The 20,919-nt window shown below is 54.4% G+C and carries 17 protein-coding genes, 1 tRNA gene and 1 pseudogene; 9 read left to right on the top strand and 10 right to left on the bottom strand.

Annotation, left to right across the window (positions count from 1 at the left end; all coding sequences use genetic code 11):
* Window positions 1-68 precede the first annotated feature (68 nt).
* Window positions 69-2,822, bottom strand: coding sequence for a helicase-related protein (locus TA5113_RS00420; RefSeq protein WP_058313303.1), 2,754 nt, complete (start codon window positions 2,820-2,822; stop codon window positions 69-71).
* Between the two features lie 14 nt (window positions 2,823-2,836).
* Window positions 2,837-3,391 carry a tetratricopeptide repeat protein gene (locus TA5113_RS00415; protein ID WP_245627093.1) on the bottom strand — a complete coding sequence of 185 codons (555 nt, stop codon included), beginning with the start codon at window positions 3,389-3,391 and terminating at the stop codon, window positions 2,837-2,839.
* A 78-nt stretch (window positions 3,392-3,469) separates the two neighbouring features.
* Between TA5113_RS00415 and TA5113_RS00410 the strand changes: the two genes are divergently transcribed.
* From TA5113_RS00410 to TA5113_RS00400, 3 genes are all read left to right on the top strand, one after another.
* Entirely contained in the window at window positions 3,470-3,760 is a 291-nt protein-coding gene (locus tag TA5113_RS00410; RefSeq protein ID WP_058313302.1) for an SCP2 sterol-binding domain-containing protein, read from the top strand.
* Window positions 3,760-4,689 carry an alpha/beta fold hydrolase gene (locus TA5113_RS00405; RefSeq protein WP_058313301.1) on the top strand — a complete coding sequence of 310 codons (930 nt, stop codon included), beginning with the start codon at window positions 3,760-3,762 and terminating at the stop codon, window positions 4,687-4,689. The genes TA5113_RS00410 and TA5113_RS00405 overlap by 1 nt, the downstream gene beginning before the upstream one ends.
* A gap of 90 nt (window positions 4,690-4,779) precedes the next feature.
* Window positions 4,780-6,600, top strand: a complete 1,821-nt coding sequence (locus TA5113_RS00400; protein ID WP_058313300.1) for a M3 family oligoendopeptidase — start codon at window positions 4,780-4,782, stop codon at window positions 6,598-6,600.
* 79 nt (window positions 6,601-6,679) lie between these two features.
* Here the strand turns inward: TA5113_RS00400 and TA5113_RS00395 are convergent, their stop codons facing one another.
* The 3 genes and pseudogenes from TA5113_RS00395 to TA5113_RS00385 form a co-directional block, all read right to left on the bottom strand.
* Complete coding sequence (locus TA5113_RS00395) at window positions 6,680-7,666, bottom strand: Gfo/Idh/MocA family protein (RefSeq protein ID WP_058316562.1); 987 nt, start codon at window positions 7,664-7,666, stop codon at window positions 6,680-6,682.
* A gap of 170 nt (window positions 7,667-7,836) precedes the next feature.
* A complete protein-coding gene (gene rpoH / locus TA5113_RS00390) occupies window positions 7,837-8,733 on the bottom strand; it encodes an RNA polymerase sigma factor RpoH (protein WP_058313298.1) in 897 nt (298 codons plus the stop codon).
* Window positions 8,734-9,013: 280 nt separating this feature from the next.
* Window positions 9,014-10,041, bottom strand: a pseudogene (locus TA5113_RS00385) (RluA family pseudouridine synthase).
* Between TA5113_RS00385 and TA5113_RS00380 the strand changes: the two are divergent.
* Entirely contained in the window at window positions 10,034-10,333 is a 300-nt protein-coding gene (locus tag TA5113_RS00380; protein WP_306337713.1) for a DUF6476 family protein, read from the top strand. The pseudogene TA5113_RS00385 and the gene TA5113_RS00380 sit on opposite strands and share 8 nt — an antisense overlap.
* 3 nt (window positions 10,334-10,336) lie before the next feature.
* Here the strand turns inward: TA5113_RS00380 and TA5113_RS00375 are convergent, their stop codons facing one another.
* Window positions 10,337-11,020 (bottom strand): fumarylacetoacetate hydrolase family protein, encoded by a 684-nt coding sequence (locus TA5113_RS00375; protein WP_058313296.1) that lies wholly within the window; start codon window positions 11,018-11,020, stop codon window positions 10,337-10,339.
* 104 nt (window positions 11,021-11,124) lie between these two features.
* Window positions 11,125-11,201: transfer RNA gene (locus TA5113_RS00370), tRNA-His, on the bottom strand.
* A gap of 149 nt (window positions 11,202-11,350) precedes the next feature.
* Here TA5113_RS00370 and TA5113_RS00365 point away from each other — a divergent pair.
* On the top strand, window positions 11,351-11,539 hold the full coding sequence (locus TA5113_RS00365) for a DUF6324 family protein (RefSeq protein ID WP_058313295.1): 189 nt from the start codon (window positions 11,351-11,353) through the stop codon (window positions 11,537-11,539).
* On the opposite strand, the gene TA5113_RS00360 is transcribed toward TA5113_RS00365, so the two are convergent.
* Window positions 11,531-11,992, bottom strand: coding sequence for an MmcB family DNA repair protein (locus TA5113_RS00360; RefSeq protein WP_058313294.1), 462 nt, complete (start codon window positions 11,990-11,992; stop codon window positions 11,531-11,533). The two genes, TA5113_RS00365 and TA5113_RS00360, sit on opposite strands and share 9 nt — an antisense overlap.
* A 115-nt stretch (window positions 11,993-12,107) precedes the next feature.
* Between TA5113_RS00360 and TA5113_RS00355 the strand changes: the two genes are divergently transcribed.
* From TA5113_RS00355 to TA5113_RS00345, 3 genes are all read left to right on the top strand, one after another.
* Window positions 12,108-12,452, top strand: coding sequence for an ArsR/SmtB family transcription factor (locus TA5113_RS00355; RefSeq protein WP_058313322.1), 345 nt, complete (start codon window positions 12,108-12,110; stop codon window positions 12,450-12,452).
* Window positions 12,445-13,287 carry an SRPBCC family protein gene (locus TA5113_RS00350; protein WP_058313293.1) on the top strand — a complete coding sequence of 281 codons (843 nt, stop codon included), beginning with the start codon at window positions 12,445-12,447 and terminating at the stop codon, window positions 13,285-13,287. Before TA5113_RS00355 ends, TA5113_RS00350 begins: the two co-directional genes overlap by 8 nt.
* A gap of 527 nt (window positions 13,288-13,814) precedes the next feature.
* Complete coding sequence (locus tag TA5113_RS00345; protein ID WP_058316561.1) at window positions 13,815-16,904, top strand: valine--tRNA ligase; 3,090 nt, start codon at window positions 13,815-13,817, stop codon at window positions 16,902-16,904.
* 65 nt (window positions 16,905-16,969) lie between these two features.
* Here the strand turns inward: TA5113_RS00345 and TA5113_RS00340 are convergent, their stop codons facing one another.
* Together TA5113_RS00340 and TA5113_RS00335 are read right to left on the bottom strand one after the other, a co-directional pair.
* The gene (locus TA5113_RS00340) at window positions 16,970-18,337 is read right to left on the bottom strand and encodes a M16 family metallopeptidase (protein WP_058313292.1); all 1,368 of its coding nucleotides are present in this window, start codon (window positions 18,335-18,337) and stop codon (window positions 16,970-16,972) included.
* Between the two features lie 12 nt (window positions 18,338-18,349).
* Window positions 18,350-19,654 (bottom strand): peptidase M16 family protein, encoded by a 1,305-nt coding sequence (locus TA5113_RS00335; RefSeq protein WP_058313291.1) that lies wholly within the window; start codon window positions 19,652-19,654, stop codon window positions 18,350-18,352.
* 133 nt (window positions 19,655-19,787) lie between these two features.
* On the opposite strand from TA5113_RS00335, the gene TA5113_RS00330 reads away from it, so the two are divergent.
* Window positions 19,788-20,891 (top strand): pyridoxal phosphate-dependent aminotransferase, encoded by a 1,104-nt coding sequence (locus tag TA5113_RS00330; protein ID WP_058313290.1) that lies wholly within the window; start codon window positions 19,788-19,790, stop codon window positions 20,889-20,891.
* The last annotated feature ends 28 nt before the right edge of the window (window positions 20,892-20,919 follow it).

Here is a 20,919-nt window from a genome sequence, read left to right as displayed (position 1 = left end):
CAAATCCTAACAACTAAAAAAGGCGCGTCTAAAAAGCCGCGCCTTTTTCTTATTCATTGGTTCAGGCCCTACTTGGTTTTCAGACCCATCAGCGCGGCTGCGAATGGATTATCCGGGTCAATGGCTTTCTCCTTCTTCGGAGGCCGTGCCGAGAACTGTTTTGCGCCCTCATTGCGTGGCTTGCCTTTGCCCTTCGGCTTACCGCGCGGCTTGCCACCCGGTTTACCCTGACCTTCGCGACGCCCACCTTGCTGCTGGCGACCACGGTTATTGTTCTGACGGCGGCCACCCCAAGTGAAGGTAAAGAACACCTCTACCTCAGGCTCCGCAGGTGCTTCTGCTTCGGTCTCAGCCGGTGCTTCAGTCACAACGTCTGCATCAACAGCTTCGGCAGCTGGCGCATCTGCAGCTTCAGCGTCCGCAGCAGGTGCTTCAGTTGGCGCTTTAACTTTTGCACGCTCTCCGCGTTCGCCGTTATAGCCCAGACCCTGCATCAGTGCTGCAAACTGTTCCAGCGTCATGCCGGTGATGGACAGCATATCCGGGTTGGCTTCAAAGCCCCCACGGCTGTCTTCAGTCCGCAGCATATCTGCCAAGCGTTCCAGCATATCGATACGGATCGCGCGCTCACCAGCCGCGCGGTAGCCCGCCATAGCGTGGTAACCTTCAGGCGCACCTTCGCCCGCTGGTACAGTCACCAGACCCGGAGGTGGAGATTCAGGGAACACATCCAACCCTTTGGACAGAGACCACAGAACCAAACGCAAACGGGTTGGCGCTGGCTTCAATAGAAGCGGCATAAAGATTGTGAACTGACCAAAGCGGATGCCGTGCTTGCGCAATGTGCCGCGTGCGTCTTGGTCGAGGTCTTTTACTTCCTGTGCCACGTCACCCCGAGGGATCACGCCCAGCGCTTCAACCATGCGGAACGCAAAACCACGTGCGAGACCATTGAGCTCCTCGTCACGAGACAGGTTCAAAAGCGGCTCAAACAGAGCAGCAATCTTGCGGTCGATGAAATGCTGCAAGCGGCGCTCTACTTTTTGAGCGACATCAGGACCTGCTTCATCATCAACGAAAACGGTGATTGATGGTTTCAGGGGATCGCTGCCGGCCACCAATTTGCCAACCGCGTGTTCGCCCCACATCAGGCCGCCTTGTTCGGTAAAATCAATTTCAGTATCGGGCGCGTTATAGAACCGATCCGCCCGCAGATGAAATTGCGGTGCAAGTGCTGACAGGCTGGCCTGACGCAATGTCTTCGCCTCTGCCCCTTCAGCGCTTTTGTCTGCTTGGAAACGGAACCCTTCTAAGCGACCAACGAATTCACCCTCGATGGTCACTTCACCCTTATCATTTACTTCGGCCAAAAGGGCCTCCTTCTGCTTGAGCCGCCGCAACAAAACCGATGTCCGGCGATCCACAAATTTTTCCGTCAGTTTTTCATGTAAAGCATCTGACAGGCGATCTTCTACCGCGCGAGTCGCCTCACGCCAATGATTTTCGTCGTCAATCCAACCATTTCGCTGCGCCACGTAGGTCCATGTGCGGATATATGCCAATCTTTTGGATAGCGTATCGATATTTCCGTCGATTTTGTCGATCCGGGCAACTTGGCGCGCGAACCAGTCCCGAGGGATTCGGCCGCGCTCATGAAGGTAGCCGAAGATACCCTGAAGCAAACTCGCGTGCTCATTGTGACTAATGCCACGGAAATCCGGAATACGGCAGACATCCCAAAGTAAACGTACGGATGGCGCGTCAGACGCACGCGCATGGACTTCAACGTCTTGCGCGAGGGTCTTGAGAACCGAGAGATCATCCGCTTCTCTGGCCTTCATAAGAAGTTCGTCGTTTGGTACTTCCTCAAGCGATGCAATCAGCGCTTCGACTTTGCCAAATTGCAGCGATGCATTACGCCAGTTCAGTTTTTTCTGCGGCGCGAACCTGTGGTTCATGATCGCATCCGCAACACCGTCATCTAAGGCGCGCGCTTCACCTGTCACCCCGAAGGTTCCGTGACTCATCCCTCGCCCAGCGCGCCCCGCAATTTGGGCCAACTCGTTGGGCATCAGCTCTCGCATCCGTCGCCCATCAAATTTCGTGGTCGAACTAAAGGCGACATGGTCGATGTCTAGGTTAAGCCCCATGCCAATCGCATCTGTGGCGACCAGGTAATCCACATCTCCATTTTGGTAGAGCTCTACCTGCGCGTTCCGCGTGCGTGGGCTCAATGCGCCCATCACCACAGCAGCACCACCCTTCTGGCGGCGAATGAGTTCCGCAATTGCATAGACATTATCAACGGAGAAGCCGACGATGGCAGATCGCGGCTGCATCCGACTGATCTTGCGACTGCCAGCGTAACTCAGCGTGCTCATGCGTTCGCGGCGCATAAACTCCACACCGGGCACCAATGCAGAGATCGTACCCCGCATTGTATCAGCACCCAGAAACATCGTTTCATGCAAACCACGCGCGCGCAGCAACCGATCGGTAAAGACATGTCCCCGTTCGGGATCGGCACAAAGCTGGATCTCATCTACGGCGAGAAAGTCACAGCCCATGCCCTCGGGCATCGCTTCGACCGTACAGACCCAATATTGCGCTTTGGGCGGCACAATCCGCTCTTCTCCTGTGACAAGTGCCACCACCCGGGGTCCGCGCGCCGCAACGATCTTATCGTAGACCTCCCGCGCAAGTAGGCGCAAAGGCAGGCCAATCACACCGGTGCGATGCCCAAGCATCCTTTCAATGGCGAGATGCGTCTTGCCCGTGTTGGTCGGCCCTAAGACCGCCGTGATCCGACCTTGTCCGGTCATCTTCCCGCCTATTCTTAAAGTTTCTGGCCCATCACAATGGGTTCGAGTCGCTTCAGCGCCTCTGTTACGGCGGGGTGGTGCGGATGTATAGGCGTCACCAATTGATAGGCCTCGTAGGCATCCGTGGGTCGTTCGATGACTTCCAAAATCGCCCCCAAACCGGCAATTGCCTCAAAGTGCTGAGGGTTAAGCTCAAGCGCGACCTCAAGGTCCGCCAGAGCGGGGCCAAACATCTCGGCATGGGCAAAAGCATTGGCGCGGCTTACCCAGCCTTCAGCAAAATCCGGCGCGTGATCAGTCAAGGCGGTGAAATGCTCAATGGCTGACTGCACCTGCCCGGCTTCCATCGCCTTATTGCCACGCGACAACAGCAAGTCCGCAGAGGCGGAACCAGACTTTTCCCATTCCAATTGAATATCAGCAGCCAGTCGTTGCGACTCGTTGACTTCAGCGACCCGCAATTGGTCCATCAACAAACTCAACCGCGCTTCGTCGGCAAACCCTTGCGAACTTACCAAAAACGTGATCGACGCTGCCGCCACGGCAGGTTTGAGAATATTGTGCAACATGCCCATAACAGTATTGAATGTAACCGGCGCATCGGGATTTACTAGGGTGACGAAGCGCAATTCATAGAAAGTGATGACATGAGCGATATTGTAGCAGCAGCAGTAGACGCGCTGAGTGCAAAGCTGGGCGGCGAAGGCATCGATGGTTCTGCAAAGTTTGAAATCGAAGGCGAAGGCGCGTTGATCATTGACGCGGATGGCGTGCGCGCCGGTGATGACGACGCAGACGTGACCCTGACGGCGGATGCAGATTTGTTCAAAGACATCCTATCCGGCGACGCAAACCCAACATCTGCCTTCATGAGCGGCAAGCTCAAAGTAGATGGCGATATGGGTATGGCCATGAAACTGGCATCTGTTCTCGCTTAATGGAGCAAGCGCCCTACCACGCAGTGCCAGAAGGCGAGCCAGTTGCGCAGGCCTATTGGACCCGCGCAGATGACGGCATTCGCCTAAGGGTCGCCTCTTGGTCAAAAGAGGATGCCAAAGGCACCGTGCTGTTGTTTCCGGGGCGCACGGAATACATTGAAAAATATGCCATAACCGCGGGCGAGTTTGCCCACCTTGGCTATGGCACTTTCTCGATCGATTGGCGAGGCCAAGGGTTGTCTGACCGCGTACAGGCGAATGTGAACGCCGGCGATGTCGTGACATTCTCGGATTACCAACGCGATGTGGCTGCATTTATGGAAGCGGCCGAAACGCTTAACCTTCCAAAGCCGTTTTTTCTGCTGGGCCATTCGATGGGCGGCGCGATAGGATTGCGCGCGTTATATAATGATCTACCGGTGCAAGCTGCGGCATTCACCGGCCCAATGTGGAACATCGGATTGGGCAAGATGCGCCCGTTCGCATACATCCTCAGCATCGTTTTGCGTGCATTGGGCATGAGCAAGTGGCTCGCGCCCGGCACCAAAAACGAAACTTATGTTTTGGACACGGGCTTTGAAGACAATCAGCTCACCAAAGACCGCGGTATGTACGCGCGCCTTCAGGCCCAAGCCCGGGCCAATATCGAGCTCTGCATCGGCGGCCCAACCATCCGCTGGGTCAACGAAGCCCTCAAAGAATGCGCTGACATGGCGAAAAAACCAGCGCCTTCGCTGCCTTGCGTCACATTTTTGGGAACGGACGAGACCATCGTTGACCCTGACGCCATCAAATCGCGCATGGCGGACTGGAACGATGGCACGTTAGAAATGGTGGAAGCAGGCGAGCACGAAGTCCTGATGGAAGACCCCGCCAAACGCGCGCCAATCATGGCAAAGATCGGCTCCTTCTTCGACCAACATCGCTAATCACAGCGAATTTAGAGCCGCCCCCTTGCGTCCGCTCTATCCCTCTGCCTATCTCAGGATAACGAACTTATTCTGAACCAAGAGGTCTTTATGCTGAACCTGCCCTTCCCAGTCCGAGATGCCAACACAAGCGGGGGCACCGAAGGCCTCGGCAATTTGCCAGAATGGGACCTCAGCGATCTTTACACCAGCTCTGATGCGCCAGAATTGGAAGCGGATCTGGCATGGTTGGAAAAAGAATGCGCGGCCTTTGCTGCGGATTACGAAGGCAAGTTGGCGGATCTATCAGCCGCCGACCTACTGACTTGCGTTCAGCGTAATGAAAAGATCAGCCAGACTTCTGGCCGCATCATGTCTTACGCGGGCCTGCGCTATTACCAGCTGACGGTGGATGCAGAACGCGCGCAGTTCATGTCAAATATGCAAGAGAAACTGACTGATTTCTCTACACCGCTTGTGTTCTTCACGCTGGAGCTGAACCGCATTGAAGACGACAAGCTGGAAGCAGCTTTCGCAGAGAACGCAGATCTAGCGCGCTACAAGCCAGTGTTTGATCGCATCCGCGCCATGAAACCGCACCAGCTTTCTGACGAGCTGGAAAAGTTCCTGCACGACCTGGGCGTTGTTGGCGACGCATGGGAACGGATGTTTGATGAAACCATCGCAGGTCTTGAGTTTGAGATGGAAGGTGAGACCCTCAACATCGAGGCGACACTAAATTTTCTGACCGAACAGGAACGCAGCAAACGCGAAGCCGCGTCTCGCGAAATTGCACGGGTGCTGGGCGCAAACATCAAAACCTTTGCACGGGTCCACAACACCCAAGCCAAGGAAAAAGAAGTTTTAGATCGCTGGCGCAATATGCCGACCGCACAGCATGGCCGTCACCTGTCAAACCATGTGGAAGCAGAAGTCGTAGAAGCCCTGCGCAACGCCGTTGTGGCCGCCTACCCCAAACTCAGCCATCGCTATTACGAACTAAAGCGCAAATGGCTGGGGCTGGATGTGATGCAGGTCTGGGACCGTAACGCCCCCTTACCGATGGAAGACACGCGCACCGTCCATTGGGATGAAGCCGAAAAAACTGTCATGGACGCCTATGCGGCCTTTGACCCCCGCATGGCGGACATCGCAAAGCCTTTCTTCACCGATGGCTGGATTGATGCGGAAGTCAAACCGGGCAAAGCGCCTGGTGCGTTTGCGCACCCAACAGTGACCAATGTGCACCCTTACGTGATGCTGAACTACTTGGGCAAACCACGCGACGTGATGACATTGGCCCATGAGTTGGGCCACGGCGTCCACCAGGTCCTAGCGGCAGAACAAGGCGAAATGCTCTCTTCCACGCCGCTCACATTGGCTGAAACCGCATCGGTCTTCGGCGAAATGCTCACTTTCCGCAAAATGCTAGACGCTGCCGAAACCCAAGAGCAGCGCAAAGTCCTGCTGGCGGGCAAGGTCGAAGACATGATCAACACGGTGGTCCGTCAGATCGCGTTTTATGACTTTGAGTGCAAACTCCACGCCGCACGGCGCGAAAGCGAACTCACCCCCGAAGATATCAACGCGCTCTGGATGTCAGTACAGGCTGAAAGCCTTGGGCCAGCATTTGAGTTCATGGAAGGTTATGAAACCTTCTGGGCCTATATCCCGCACTTCGTGCATTCGCCCTTCTATGTTTATGCCTATGCGTTTGGCGACGGTTTGGTAAACGCACTCTATGCGGTTTACGCAGAAGGCGATGAGGGCTTCCAGGAGAAGTATTTCGACATGTTGAAAGCGGGTGGCTCCAAGCACCATAAGGAACTTCTTGCGCCATTTGGTTTGGACGCGTCGGACCCTAAATTCTGGGACAAGGGCCTCTCAATGATCTCATCAATGATTGACGAGCTGGAAGCCATGGAAGGCTGACCGCCTCATTCACCTTTGCAAAAATACTCCGGGGTGAATTGGCTGAAAGCCAAGAGGGGCAGCGCCCCTCCCCCTACCCCTACCCAAGATCGGTCGCGACCTCAAAAACACCATCCATCATGACTTTCGTGCCGCGTGAGAACTCCAGTGGGCATGGATAATCTGCGCCGTCCCGAACTGTGCGACCGAACGCTTCCACTTGCGACTTATAGTGATCATCCATCGGGAACCGCTGCGCGTGCACGCTGCCCCCGCCCACATGCCCAGTCCTGTGAAATTCCACCACCGCCTCGCCGAACACCCGCGCGTTAAACGGTGTGAGCATACGGATTAGGCCTTTTTCCCCATGAAAAACCATTTCTTGGGCAGGCTGCATCCGCGTACTGACATACGCCGAATAAGTCGCATCCCCGAATTTCGCGGAAATATCCGCAAACACGTCTACCCCGTTTTCCCAACGCACCCGCGCGGAAACATCGCTGCCTTCGAGCCCGGTGACAAACCGGGTTGATCCCATGACATAAACCCCAATATCGCGCAGCCCCCCGCCGCCAGTTTCCGGGCGGTTGCGGATATTCGTTGTGTCTTCACGGTTATCAAAAGAAAAACGCCCGCTGATGTGGCGCAACGCACCGATCTCGCCGCTCTGGACCAATTCGCGCGCATGCTGCCATTGCGGGTGATGCACAATCATAAACGCTTCGGCTGCAAGTTTACCGCTTGCGTCTCGCGCCGTGATCAGCCGGTCAAAGTCGCTATCTTGTAACGCGATCGGCTTTTCGCAGAGTACGTGCTTGCCTGCTTCAAGCGCCTTAATCGTCCAGTCAACATGCATATGGTTTGGCAGTGGGATGTAGATGGCGTCAATGCTTGGATCAGCCAACAAGGCTTCATAATCTGTATGGACTTTTAGGGTCGGGCAGAATGCCTTAAAGTCAGCGGCCTTCTCCTCGGAAGATGTCGCAAGTGCCACCAGCTCCGCCCCATGTGCCGCATGAATGGCTGGCCCCATGAATTGACGCGCAAACTTTGCCGCCCCTAAAATTCCCCAACGCACTGGTTTCATAACGCCTTCCTCCGAAAGGTTTTTGTTTGCGCTATCATTCGCGGAAGGTCGGTCATTTTCAACCCCGAATACCTACACCAGAAACAAAACAACCCCTCCAATTCTGGAAGGGTTGTTCCGCTCAGGGAAAGTCATTGGGTATGATTTCAGGAGGTCGTGTCCCCGAGATCTTAGGCTTGGGCCAGCATGCCCTTTTCGCTCGCCAGATTACGCATGCGCAGCTGCAGCTTTTCAAAGGCACGAACTTCGATCTGACGAATCCGTTCGCGGCTGACATCGTACTGGCCAGACAGCTCTTCCAATGTCACTGCAGTATCCTGCAGACGACGCTGAACCAGAATGTCTTTTTCACGGTCATTCAGCACATCCATGGCTTCTGCGAGCAACTCGCGACGCGCTTCCAACTCGTCTTTGGCTTCGTAATCCGCAGCCTGATCGGCATCTTCATCTTCCAGCCAGTCCTGCCACTGCATGGTGCCTTCACCATCAGAGCCAACTTGCGCATTCAAAGAAGCGTCACCACCAGACAAACGGCGGTTCATCGAGATGACCTCGGCCTCAGTCACACCCAAATCATGTGCGATCCGCTGCACGTTCTCCGGACGCATGTCGCCCTCTTCCAGAGCACCGATGCGTGCCTTTGCTTTACGCAGGTTGAAGAACAGCTTCTTCTGAGCAGAGGTTGTACCCAGTTTCACCATGGACCAACTGCGCAGGACGTATTCCTGGATGGACGCACGGATCCACCACATCGCATAGGTCGCTAGACGGAAGCCTTTTTCAGGGTCAAAGCGTTTCACCGCCTGCATGAGACCAACGTTTGCTTCAGAAATCACTTCGGCCTGAGGCAAGCCATAGCCGCGATAGCCCATCGCGATTTTCGCGGCGAGTCGCAGGTGAGACGTCACCATTTTATGCGCCGCTTCGGTGTCTTCTTTCTCCACCCAAGCTTTCGCCAGCATGTATTCTTCCTCTGGCTCTAGCAGAGGAAATTTTCTGATCTCTTGCATATAGCGGTTCAAACCGCCTTCCGGCGTTGGGGCCGGTAGATTTGCGTAGTTTCCCATGTCGTGTCCCTTTCCCCTCTTATGAGGAATGTTTAAAGGCTTAACATTCAGATAGGTTGGCGCTAACGGGCTTTCAAGCGGGCTAGTCCAAATTTCTTGAATAACCGTGAACGTATTGGCGATGACTTGCTAGTCACAGAGCTGTGCGCTCACCGGGTTGTGCAGAATGTGACATATTCGCGGATGCACGGAAACAATAATAAGCATGCATAAATGCATATCACTTACGCAAAAATTCACAGAAGCCCGAAGAACCTATTAAAACATTGTAATAATTTACTTATTTGTTGCGCAACGCAGAGATCAACGCCGCCATATCGTCGGGTATCGGCGCTTCAAACCGCAGATTCTCGCCGCTCACCGGATGTTCAAACCCCAAAACAGCCGCATGCAGAGCCTGACGCGGGAAGCTCTTTGCTGCGTTAATTCCTGCAATTGAAAGCGCTTTTTCAGAGAGTTTTCGCCGTCCGCCATAGGTCGGATCGCCAATCAAACTATGCCCCGCATGTGTCATGTGTACCCTAATCTGGTGCGTACGCCCCGTCTCAAGCCAGCATTCTACCAAGGAGCCCACTTCGGGGTTCCCAAACCGCTCCACAATCCGCGCGCGTGTCACCGCGTGCGGCCCCTTTCGAACAACACCGCCTGTCGTTGACGATCAGTTTTGTGGCGCGCGAGATGGGTGGTGATCTTCATGATATTGCCGGGTTCAAAACTCACACCGCGCACACCACGCAGGCGTGGTTCACCGGAATCGGGAACACCATAGACAACCGCATTGTAATAGCGCTCGACCGTATGTTTCTCAAACTGCGCTGCTAAACCGTGGTGAGCCCGGTCGCTTTTTGCGACAACCAAGAGGCCTGACGTTTCCTTATCGATGCGATGCACAATTCCGGGACGCTTTGAGCCGCCAACACCAGAAAGGCTATCCCCGCAATGATGCAGCAAAGCATTCACGAGTGGGCCATTGGGCGTGCCCGGCGCGGGGTGCCCCACCATGCCCGCCGGTTTGTTGATCACAATCAGGTCGGCGTCTTCAAAGATTACATCAAGCGGTATGTCTTCCGGCCCAATATGGCTTTCGTCCGCCACAGGCACCTCAATGACAACCTCAGCGCCTTCTGCAACTTTGGCTTTTGGGTCTGTCACCACGGCACCACCAACACTCACATGCCCACCTTCCAGCAGTTTCGCCAATCGGGTGCGTGACAATGAGGCTTCTTCTGGCACATCCCGCGCCAGTGCCTTATCAAGGCGCTTAGGCGGGTTCTCGGCAATCACAAAGGCGACACGAGTCATGGGCATGCAAGACACTCCTGAACCGGTGGAACCGGCCAATCTGCGGTTTCTACGCCACCTGATCACTGTTTTGACGGTGGTGATGATTGGCGGGCTTGTAGTGGTCGTCGGCCTGCTTGTCACCCGTTTCTATGGGAACGGCCCTGAGATGCCGGAAAGCGTCGACCTACCCGATGGCTCCAAGGCCACTGCCTTCACGAAGGGCGACACTTGGTATGCTGTGGTTACCGCCGACAATCAGATCCTGATTTTTGACGCTTTGACCGGGCAATTGAAGCAGACAATTGAGATCGAGTGAGCCTTAGGTGACGGTCACCTGCAAGGGCTGAAGGCCCTTAATCCGGGCTTCCAGCTTGTCTCCTGGTTGAACAGGACCGACGCCAGAAGGGGTGCCGCTCATGATCACGTCGCCAGCGGCCAATTCGAAATACCGTGAAAGATACGCGATCATTTCCGGCGTTTTCCAGATCATCTGGTTCAGATTGCCGGCTTGGCGCAGCTCGCCGTTTACATGCAAATCAATCGACCCTTCGCTCAGGTGCCCCACCTCTGACGCGGACTGCAAAACCCCCACCGGAGCAGAACGCTCAAAAGCTTTGCCGATCTCCCAGGGTCGCCCAGCCTTTTTGGCGACGCTCTGCAAATCGCGACGTGTCATATCCAAAGATGGCGCGTAGCCCCAGACATGATCTAGCGCATCATCAACGGTAATTTCATTGCCGCCAGATTTCAGCGCGATGAGCATTTCGACCTCATGGTGCACATCATTGCTGTGTTTTGGAAAAGGAAACCGCCCGCTCGGATCTAAATTGTCAGGATTTTTCTGAAAAAAGAACGGCGGCTCGCGACTCGGATCGTGCCCCATCTCAACCGCATGGGCCGCGTAGTTGCGCCCAATGCAATAGACCCGACGAACCGGGAAATTGCCGCCATTAGAGGTCGGAATCGTCGCAACGCTCGGTGCAGGAATTACGAATTCAGGCATATTTTTCCCTTAAGGCAACACAGCATAGCGCAAAATTGCAGCGTTCGGATAGACGAGGCAAGTCAAAGCGCTGCTAGGAAAGGATCTGACATATAAAGGAAGGGTGGTACCACCTCCCCGGCTCGAACGGGGGACCTCCTGATCCACAATCAGGCGCTCTAACCTACTGAGCTAAGGCGGCACTGCAGCGCGATTTACAGCCCCCCCCAAGCAATTGCAAGCACCTAAATCGCGAAATTTTCCGATTTGAGGGGCTTACCTCAAGCAGAGCTATATCTTGCCAAAACAAGCATATACCGCTAGGCCCATTTCACGCAAGGAGACAGACCAATGGGCATCAACACCGAACGCGAAATCGAAGCCAATTTGCAAATCGGGCCAACCGATAAGGGGTTTGTGCGCATTTTCATCGACGCGGGCGAGCTTGAAATTCCCATGGATTTTGATCCTGATGAAGCGGAAGAGATTGCCGAAGAAATTCGCGCTGCCGCGGCAACTGCGCGGAACATGTCAAAGTAAGCTGGCCTCGTCGGGCAACGCAGCCATCTTTGGATCTCGGTAGCGTTGCAATCGCCTTGCAGCATCCATCGCGAGTTTCTGGATGATCTTTTTGCGCCGCGCTGCTGCCAGCTTGTCTTCTGGTCCCATACGAATGATCTCAGCATCATAAGAATCAGCGATGATCAGCCCGGTCTCATCTGGCAATAGGTCCGTGGGAAACTCAGTATCGACCGCCCAGAAATAGCGATCGCACCACTCCAAATAGCCTTCCCATTTGTTGTCAGACTGAAAATCCGCACGGCTTGATTTACATTCGATCACCCAGATTTCACCTTTGGGACCCAGCGCCATAACATCCACGCGCTTGCCCCGCTCCGGCACAAATTCCTCAACAGAAACAAACCCATGACTGCGCAAGTGCCGAGAGACACCGCGCGCCAATAGTTGTCCGGGTTGCAGATCTTGATCCATAGCACTGAGAGTGAACATTTCATGAACAAAACGCAAGCGCGAAATTGAATCTTGACGTAACACCAAAAGGTATCATCAATATAACACCAAATGGTATCACAATTAGGTTCCGATGATGAGCTTTGACCTTCAACCCACCTTCCGCGCTCTTGCCGATCCAACGCGGCGAGACATTTTGAAATTGCTTTCGCAGGACGACCTCACAATCGCCGAGGTCGCGCAGCAATTCGACATGACGCGTGGCGCAGTGAAAAAACACCTGACCATATTGGAGGAAGGTCAGCTGATCACTGTCACTGCCAAAGGACGCGAGCGGGTAAACCAACTGAACCCAGATGCGATCCGCCCTGCCTTTGATTGGCTCAGCTTTTTCGAAACCTTCTGGGATGCACGTTTGGATGCATTGAAAGCCGCAATTGAAACCTCCGATTCTCAAAACGAAAGCCCTTCAAATGACTGAAATCAAAATCGAAAAAACCATTCACCTCACCGCGCCAAAGAGCCATGTTTGGGAATTTCTGACCAAAGCAGACTTGATCGCAAAATGGTTCAACGCGCCGAGCAAGGACCTCGCACCGGGTGAAGAGTTCGAGCTAGCTGAACGCGATAGTGGCGAGGTATTGTGCTGGGGCAAAGTATTAGAAATGTCGCCGACCGATTTCATGGCTTGGGATTTCACCGTTGGTCCTGCGAACGGGCATATGTCACGGGTGGAATGGCATTTGGCAGATGCGCAGTCCGGCACCACGCTCACTCTGCGTCACACTGGTCTGCCGCAAACGGCGGATGGCTTTGGCCTCATCCTTGCACTTGATAAGGGCTGGCACGGTTTCTTGAATACGCTCTATGAGGCCTCGGTCCCAAAGGATTACACGGCGACAATAACAACCCCGGCAACCGCTGAGGCCGCCCAAAACGCAATCTTGAACGAAATGCACCTTTGGTGGAGCGACCGCGTTGAGCTGGAAGAGAATGGGTTCACCATTCGCTTCAACAAAAGTCATGTCAGGTTTGAATTTGAAGCATCTTGCGCTTCCGAAAACCAGCTCGTTTGGCGGTGTACCGATGCCAATATGATCATTGAGAACGTTGACGACACGACCGAGTGGCACAACAGTCGCCTGATTTGGGACATCACTCCGACGCCGACTGGAAGCGAAGTTTCCCTTACCCATGAGGGGCTTAACGAAAAAATGGAATGTCTCGATGTGTGCACACGCGGTTGGGAACTTTATTTTGAAAACAGCTTGAAATCACATCTTTCAGGGGAAACCCCCACACCTCAAACGCACTAAGGCTGCCTTAGCGCCCTTGCGCTGGACCCGCTGCGCGCCTAATTAGGAGCGTGGCGGGTTCTGCCCTTCTCGTGATACGGTTGCATTCCGGTGGCCTTAAGCAATTCCGAGGGAGCTGGCTCTGTTTAGATCCTGGTCTACTTACCTGGCGCCCACCTGTACATACAGGTCCTCGGGAATGAGATAACCCCACGGTTGCGATTGCGGGCCCGCCACTTTTCCTTGCTTTTTCTGAGCGATGTCGTCTTGATGCGGCCGACAACAAATTAAGGATTTCCATGCCGCGCATCATTGTTCTCATTGCCCTGCTCGCAACCCTGACCGCTTGCGGTGTACCGCTGGTCCCGATTGTCTGACCCCTTTATTCACCTTTGCGAAAATACTCCCGCCGGAGGCTCCAAGGTCGCCACAGAACCTGCCTTTAGTGGACAGCAATATCGATAAGTCACAAACACCATCTTTCCCTCCCCGTCCCCATTCGATAAACCTCGCTGGAACTCGATTTGACCGCACGCAGGATGACGCAGATGGCGATGGAAAAGACATTCAACGCAGCCGAGGCCGAAAGCCGCCTCTTTGACGCTTGGGAACAGGCTGGTTGCTTTACCGCAGGGGCAAACGCAAAGCCAGGTGCCTCCACCTATTGCATCATGATCCCGCCGCCAAACGTCACCGGTGTTTTGCACATTGGCCACGCGTTTAACAACACGCTGCAAGACATCCTGATGCGCTGGAAGCGGATGCAGGGGTTTGACACGCTGTGGCAGCCGGGCACCGACCACGCGGGCATCGCAACGCAGATGGTTGTCGAGCGCGAGCTGGCTAAGACCCAACAGCCATCCCGCGCCGAACTGGGCCGTGACGCTTTCCTAGAGAAAGTCTGGGAGTGGAAAGGCAAATCCGGCGGTACCATCATCAACCAGCTGAAACGCCTTGGCGCGTCTGCTGATTTCTCTCGCACGGCCTTCACCATGTCTGGTGCGCCGGGTGCACCTGAAGATGAAGCAGGCGGCAATTTCCACGATGCGGTCATCAAAGTTTTTGTTGAGATGTACAACAAGGGCCTCATCTATCGCGGCAAGCGTCTGGTGAACTGGGACCCACATTTTGAAACCGCGATTTCTGACCTCGAAGTGGAAAACATCGAAACCCCCGGCCACATGTGGCACTTCAAATACCCGCTCGCGGATGGTGTGCCCTACACCTACATCGAAAAAGACGAAGACGGGAACGTGATCCTTGAGGAGGAACGCGACTACATTTCTATCGCAACCACCCGCCCAGAAACCATGCTGGGTGATGGCGCTGTTGCGGTTCACCCGTCTGATGAACGTTACGCGCCCATCGTTGGTAAGCTTTGTGAAATCCCAGTTGGTCCGAAAGAGCACCGTCGTCTGATCCCGATCATCACCGATGAATACCCAGACAAGGACTTTGGCTCTGGTGCAGTGAAGATCACCGGCGCGCATGACTTTAACGACTATCAAGTCGCAAAGCGTGGCGGCATTCCGATGTACCGCCTGATGGACACCAAAGGCGCGATGCGTGCCGATGGCGCGCCATACGCAGAAGAAGCTGGCAAAGCGCAGGCCCATGCCAAAGGCGCGGAGTTCACTGAAAACGAAGTGGACGCCATCAACCTCGTGCCGGACGACATTCGCGGCCTTGATCGCTTTGAAGCGCGGAAACTTGTGGTCGATCAGATCACATCCGAAGGCCTCGCGGTGATGATCTCTGAGACCAAAACGGTTAAAGATGAAGACGGCAACGAGTCTGAAGTGACCGAAACCGTGCCGTTCGTTGAAAACAAACCGATCATGCAGCCGTTCGGCGACCGCTCCAAAGTGGTGATCGAGCCAATGCTGACGGACCAGTGGTTCGTGGAAACCGACAAGATCGTTGGTCCGGCGCTGGACGCAGTGCGCAATGGCGATGTGAAAATCCTGCCGGAAAGCGGCGAGAAAACCTATTACCACTGGCTGGAGAACATCGAGCCATGGTGTATCTCTCGTCAGCTTTGGTGGGGGCACCAGATTCCAGTTTGGTACGGTCCAGAACTTAAGCGGGTGTCTGACAAGGACAAAGGCGGCTTGAAGGCGGTCGAGCTTGATTACTCTGGCGATCCTGTTGCGTTCTGCGGTTCAAGCTTTGAAGAAGTGTCAGAAAAAGCCCTCGCATACTATGCAGGTTCAGATGGCAATAACTTTGATATTGCTTCGGGCGAGCAATTCTACACAGGGGACTTCGAAGAAGTCGCAAGTCTGTTCGAAGCAAAGAGTGACGATACGCGCCTAGGTCTCTACCGCGATCCAGACGTCCTCGACACTTGGTTCTCCTCCGGCCTCTGGCCCATCGGCACTCTCGGCTGGCCTGAAGACACCGAGGAAATGCAAAAGTATTTCCCAACTTCCACGCTGATCACCGGTCAGGACATCCTCTTCTTCTGGGTAGCTCGCATGATGATGATGCAGCTGGCGGTCGTGGATCAGATCCCGTTTGACACCGTCTATCTGCACGGCCTCGTCCGCGACGCCAAAGGCAAGAAGATGTCAAAGTCCACCGGCAACGTCATGGACCCGCTGGACATCATCGACGAATACGGTGCCGACGCGCTACGCTTCAGCTCAGCCGCAATGGCGGCTTTGGGCGGCGTGCTGAAACTCGACATGAAACGCATCGAAGGCTACCGCAACTTCGGCACCAAAATCTGGAACGCCGTGCGCTTTGCCGAGATGAATGACGTTTACGCGAACGGTGCGCCGTCTCGCGAGGTGCCAAACGCGACCGCAACCGTGAACCAATGGATCATCGGCGAAGTTGCTCAGACCCGCGAAACCGTGGATGCAGCGTTGGATAGCTTCCGCTTCAATGACGCCGCAAACGCGCTTTATGCCTTCACTTGGGGCAAGGTCTGCGACTGGTATGTGGAATTTGCAAAGCCGCTCCTGTCCTCGGAAGATGAAGCCATCAAGGCCGAAACCCGCGCGACTATGGGTTGGGTGCTCGATCAATGTATGATCCTGCTGCACCCAATCATGCCCTTCATTACTGAAGAGCTTTGGGGGCAAACCGCAACGCGCGATGGGATGCTAGTCCATGAAGCTTGGCCAACCTATGGCGCAGAGCTGGTGAATGCGGATGCCGACCGCGAGATGAACTGGGTCATCCAGACCATCGAAGCCGTGCGGTCGACCCGTGCACAGATGAACGTCCCGGCCGGCGCCAAGATTCCGATGGTTGCCACCCAGATCACTGATCTGAATGATGCGGCCTTCAGCGCGAACCAAGCTTTGATCTTCAAACTGGCGCGTCTGGAAAGCCTAGAGAAGGTCGACGCGTTCCCGAAAGGCTGCGCGACCGTCGCTGTAGACGGCGCAACATTCGGCCTGCCTCTGGCGGGCGTGATCGATGTCGCAGCCGAGAAAGCCCGCCTTGAAAAGAATCTTGGCAAACTGGCGAAGGAACTGGGCGGTCTGCGTGGCCGTTTGAACAACCCGAAATTCGTGGCCTCCGCCCCGGAAGAGGTTGTGACCGAGGCCAAAGCCACCCTCGCCGCACGCGAGGAGGAAGAGGCCAAGCTGAAGGCCGCGCTCGGGCGGGTTGCTGAAATCAGCTAGGCGCAAAGCGAACCAAAAAAACGCCCGCCAATTTGGCGGGCGTTTTTGTTTTTAGACGCGGTGGTTCAACGCGGACAGGACAGCACCTCTTCTAACGAAGTGATGACACACGCCCCCGGCCACGCCGAGCGATCCGGGCCAATTGCAATCACTATCAAGTCGTCCCCTGCCGCGAAACCGGTCTGCAATTGTTCACGCACCGCCGCTTCGGTCGCCCCAGCGAATTCATCGGCAAGGGTTTCCACGCGATTAGGATCAAACCCATCCAACATGGACTGAAGCATGGTCTGGGCGGCCACATCGACGAACTCAGAACGTTCCTTAACCCGCGCCGCGATATCGCTGCTCACTTCGCTGACAGCTTCGATGGTCTCTGCTGTTCTGAAGTCTTCATAAGTGCTGCGCATGACGTCAATTGATTGAGCGAGCTTGTCGCCCTCCACTTCTGCGTAGATATAGGCAAACCGTCCGTCACGATGATAGTTTTGGGCACCGGCAAACACGCCGTAAGCCGCACGCAATTCAGTGCGGATCGCTTCCATCATTGGACCCTGTGCACGCGAAAGCGTGTTCAGAGCGATGAGATCCAGATGATCCTTGCGCTCCGTCAGCGCAGGGAGCGCGCTCAACATCCCAACTTGCGTTTTTTCCGCATCGGGCCATTCGAAATAAACGTTAAGCGGCGCGAAATTAACTTCTGTGTCCGTGGACTGAAGATCAGGCGCATCGGGCAAGTCGACCAATAGCCCGTCGATCAAGTCGCCAGCTTCTTCAGCGCTGATGCGCCCGGCGATAGAGATCGCAACCGGTGCTTTGGTCAGGTAGGTTTTGTGCCAGTCGAGCACGTCTTCGCGGCCCACTTCAGACGCTAAATCCGGTTCTGGCAAGGTAAGTGCATTATAAAGCGGGCTATCTCCCAGTACCGCGATCCGAACGGCAGACCATAGATTCCACTGCTCTTTTTTGGCCGCATTCCGATTGTTGCTGCCCACCTGATCTTTTACGCGCTCTAGCCAGTTCTCTGTGTATTTTGGATCAACAAGCACCTCCTTGGCCACCGATTGGACAAAGTCCAAATGCTCAATCGGAAACGACAGCTCGCCAATCACATGGTCGGTCTGGATATGAAGGCGGCCAAACGCGTTTTTGTCATTAAAAGCTTCCATGAGCTCTTGTGCATTCAGCCCAGCAGCGCCTTCGCTAAGGATCGCTTGGGATGCGACATAGGGCACAAACGGATTCACATCAGAGCGCCATGCGAAATCCGTCGGCCACGCAATCTGGAGCGTGACATCGGTCACGTCTTTTTCAAAGATCGGCAGGTGCGCAAACTCATAGCCTGCTGCACTGGTTTCGACCGCAACCCTCTTCTCTGGGTCAGCCTGGCAAGCCGCCAATAAAACCACCGCACACCCACAAATGAAATGTTTCATATATTCCCTCAATTAATAAACGAACCGGATCACGACACGCCCTGGGGCGGCCAATTCGCCAGAAAATTTCTCTAACTCTTCTTTTGTTAACGATTCAAAGGCTGACTTACGCTCTCGCCCTGTTACCGGCTGCAAACCATCGCCCAACCATCCGATAGCCATATCGAATTCTTCTTCCGGATCCGGATCATCCGTATCCCAATCGTCAAGCAAGCGTGTCCTGATACGATCATAGGTCGATGTCGGGATTGTCGACGTCAGTTTGTCTTGAAGAACCCGCTCGAACTCAGCCAATAAGTCTTTATGGGAAACCCCTTTGTCCGCCACAGCAGAAAACTGGATTTCGATAACACCTGTTTCCGGATTGAAAATATCAAAGCGGAAATTGCGCGCGTAGAACGCGTCATACCTTAAAGGTCCAGCAATTCCGCCGCGCGCTGCAGAGTCCAAGACCCGCTCCAGCGTCGTAATTTTTGCATTGCAAACCACGGGATTTTCACAGCCTGAAACGCGTACCAATTTGCGCCAAACTAGATCCGTAGATATTTCAGAGACTGTTTTCGCCGCCGTCAGACGTTCGGTTGTGACCGGCAGGCCTTTTGGCGTCGGAAGAGGCTTGAGTGTTGAAGGCTGTGAATAGCTGACCGCGGACAGAACTTTTTCAAGCTCTCGTTTTCCCAAGTTTCCATGAACAAGCAGTGTCGCATCCGCCAAACGATGTGATCGGGCATGCAATCTCTTCGCGACATTTAAATCGTAGGAGTTGATTGCTTCAGGCGTTCCGATCACCGAACGCGACAAGGGCGCATCTTCGAGTAAATCAACAACCAAACCAACATAAAGCTGAGCGGTTTTCGTATGCGCATTGCCCTGCTCGTATTCACGCATCACGATGTCACGCTCTTCCGCGGCGAACACGGGATCTGTTTCAAGAGGTGCAGCGGTCTCAGCAAGTTTTTGAAGAAAGGGCGTAAGCCGTTCTTTTTTTGAGCTTCCAAAATATGCAGTCGCGTAAGAGTTCGTCCACGCATTCCCATGGCGAAATGTTTCGGTTTTGAAGTTCTCTAAGAAGCGCAACGCCACCAGATGCTCTAAGTAGTGCGCAAGGCCTTCATCATAAGGATTTGCCATCTCACCATTGGGGTAGACCAGCGCAAGCTGAACGTCTTTGGCCTCTTCATCGGGGTAAAGAATGACTTGCGAGAACGCTTCCGTTTCAATCTCAATCGGCGACCATGGCTTAAGCGAAGGAGACGTATAAAAAAGTATCGCAATGAGAGTCAGAAACACCCCCATAACCACCAGTAAACGCGCCATAAATTGGCTCCTAATACTAAAATATGAAACACATAACCGGCGCTGATATTCCTGTCAGCAAAATTCTCATTTCACCTGCCAATTGGCTCCAATTCCGCTTGCGCCGCCCCGTCCATTCCGACAAAATTTGCCAATGTCAAAACCACGCTACACCCATCTGGTTCAAAACCTGCCAAGTTCCACTCCGTTTGTTGGTCCGGAAACGCAAGAGCGCGAAACTGGTATCAAGTTTGATGCTCGGATCGGTGCGAATGAGAACGGATTTGGCCCGAGCCCGAAGGCTGTTCAAGCAATGCAGGCCGCTGCGGCTGAATCATGGATGTACGGTGATCCAGAAAGCTATGACCTTCGCAAAGCAATTGCTGAAGCGATGGGCGTTCAAATGGCGAATGTGGTGGTCGGCGAAGGCATCGATGGATTGCTGGGATACCTGACGCGCTTGCTTATTGAGCCGGGCGATACGGTTGTATCCTCTGCTGGCGCCTACCCGACGTTCAACTATCACGTTGCTGGCTTTGGCGGCGTTGTTGAAACGGTGCCCTATCGTGATGATCACGAAGACCTACAAGCGTTGATTGCGAAAGCGAAAGAGACGGATGCAAAGCTGATTTACTTCGCCAATCCAGATAATCCCATGGGCACTTGGCATAATGGCGACGACATCGCTGCTCAACTCGAGCACATCCCTGACGGCTGCCTTTTGATATTGGATGAAGCCTATGTCGAGCTCGCGCCAGATGGCACTGCTGCCCAATACCCAGTCGAACATCCAAAAGTGATCCGCATGCGCACCTTATCAAAGGGCTATGGTCTTGCGGGTGCGCGGGTCGGCTATGCGTTGGGCGCGGCGGAGCTAATTAAGAGCTTTGACAAGATCCGCAATCACTTTGGTATGAACCGCGCGAGCCAAGCGGCGGCATTGGCCGCATTGGGGGATCAAGATTGGCTTGAATTGACCCGCGAAAGGGTCGCCAAAGCACGGCAACGCATCGCTGACATCGCGGCGCAAAACGGAATGACCGCAATCCCATCTGCAACCAATTTTGTGGCGCTCGATACGGGCCGGGACGCTGCCTTTGCCAAAGCGATCCTAGAAGGGCTTGCGAACAAAGGCGTCTTTATTCGAATGCCTTTTGTTGCGCCGCAAAACCGATGCATCCGTGTCAGCTGCGGTCCAGATCTTGAGCTTGATATTTTGGCTGAGAAACTACCTGAAGTCTTGAAAGATCTGGATTAAGCCCTGCAAAATCCTCGCGAAAACGCAT

It is taken from the genome of Cognatishimia activa, from assembly GCF_001458335.1.
In the GTDB taxonomy this organism is placed as follows: domain Bacteria; phylum Pseudomonadota; class Alphaproteobacteria; order Rhodobacterales; family Rhodobacteraceae; genus Cognatishimia; species Cognatishimia activa.
The sequence above is the reverse complement of the archived record's forward strand: the minus strand, read 5'-3'. Positions and strand labels throughout refer to the sequence as shown.

What these genes read in the sequence shown, in the direction of transcription:
- TA5113_RS00395 (WP_058316562.1), bottom strand. Translation starts at nt 7,666, where the DNA reads ATGAAACCAGTGCGTTGGGGAATTTTAGGGGCGGCAAAGTTTGCGCGT.
- TA5113_RS00380 (WP_306337713.1), top strand. Translation starts at nt 10,034, where the DNA reads ATGGGCATGCAAGACACTCCTGAACCGGTGGAACCGGCCAATCTGCGG.
- TA5113_RS00340 (WP_058313292.1), bottom strand. Translation starts at nt 18,337, where the DNA reads ATGAAACATTTCATTTGTGGGTGTGCGGTGGTTTTATTGGCGGCTTGC.
- TA5113_RS00365 (WP_058313295.1), top strand. Translation starts at nt 11,351, where the DNA reads ATGGGCATCAACACCGAACGCGAAATCGAAGCCAATTTGCAAATCGGG.
- TA5113_RS00415 (WP_245627093.1), bottom strand. Translation starts at nt 3,391, where the DNA reads ATGTTGCACAATATTCTCAAACCTGCCGTGGCGGCAGCGTCGATCACG.
- TA5113_RS00335 (WP_058313291.1), bottom strand. Translation starts at nt 19,654, where the DNA reads ATGGCGCGTTTACTGGTGGTTATGGGGGTGTTTCTGACTCTCATTGCG.
- TA5113_RS00360 (WP_058313294.1), bottom strand. Translation starts at nt 11,992, where the DNA reads ATGGATCAAGATCTGCAACCCGGACAACTATTGGCGCGCGGTGTCTCT.
- TA5113_RS00410 (WP_058313302.1), top strand. Translation starts at nt 3,470, where the DNA reads ATGAGCGATATTGTAGCAGCAGCAGTAGACGCGCTGAGTGCAAAGCTG.
- TA5113_RS00355 (WP_058313322.1), top strand. Translation starts at nt 12,108, where the DNA reads ATGAGCTTTGACCTTCAACCCACCTTCCGCGCTCTTGCCGATCCAACG.
- TA5113_RS00375 (WP_058313296.1), bottom strand. Translation starts at nt 11,020, where the DNA reads ATGCCTGAATTCGTAATTCCTGCACCGAGCGTTGCGACGATTCCGACC.
- rpoH (WP_058313298.1), bottom strand. Translation starts at nt 8,733, where the DNA reads ATGGGAAACTACGCAAATCTACCGGCCCCAACGCCGGAAGGCGGTTTG.
- TA5113_RS00405 (WP_058313301.1), top strand. Translation starts at nt 3,760, where the DNA reads ATGGAGCAAGCGCCCTACCACGCAGTGCCAGAAGGCGAGCCAGTTGCG.
- TA5113_RS00350 (WP_058313293.1), top strand. Translation starts at nt 12,445, where the DNA reads ATGACTGAAATCAAAATCGAAAAAACCATTCACCTCACCGCGCCAAAG.
- TA5113_RS00330 (WP_058313290.1), top strand. Translation starts at nt 19,788, where the DNA reads ATGTCAAAACCACGCTACACCCATCTGGTTCAAAACCTGCCAAGTTCC.
- TA5113_RS00420 (WP_058313303.1), bottom strand. Translation starts at nt 2,822, where the DNA reads ATGACCGGACAAGGTCGGATCACGGCGGTCTTAGGGCCGACCAACACG.
- TA5113_RS00345 (WP_058316561.1), top strand. Translation starts at nt 13,815, where the DNA reads ATGGCGATGGAAAAGACATTCAACGCAGCCGAGGCCGAAAGCCGCCTC.
- TA5113_RS00400 (WP_058313300.1), top strand. Translation starts at nt 4,780, where the DNA reads ATGCTGAACCTGCCCTTCCCAGTCCGAGATGCCAACACAAGCGGGGGC.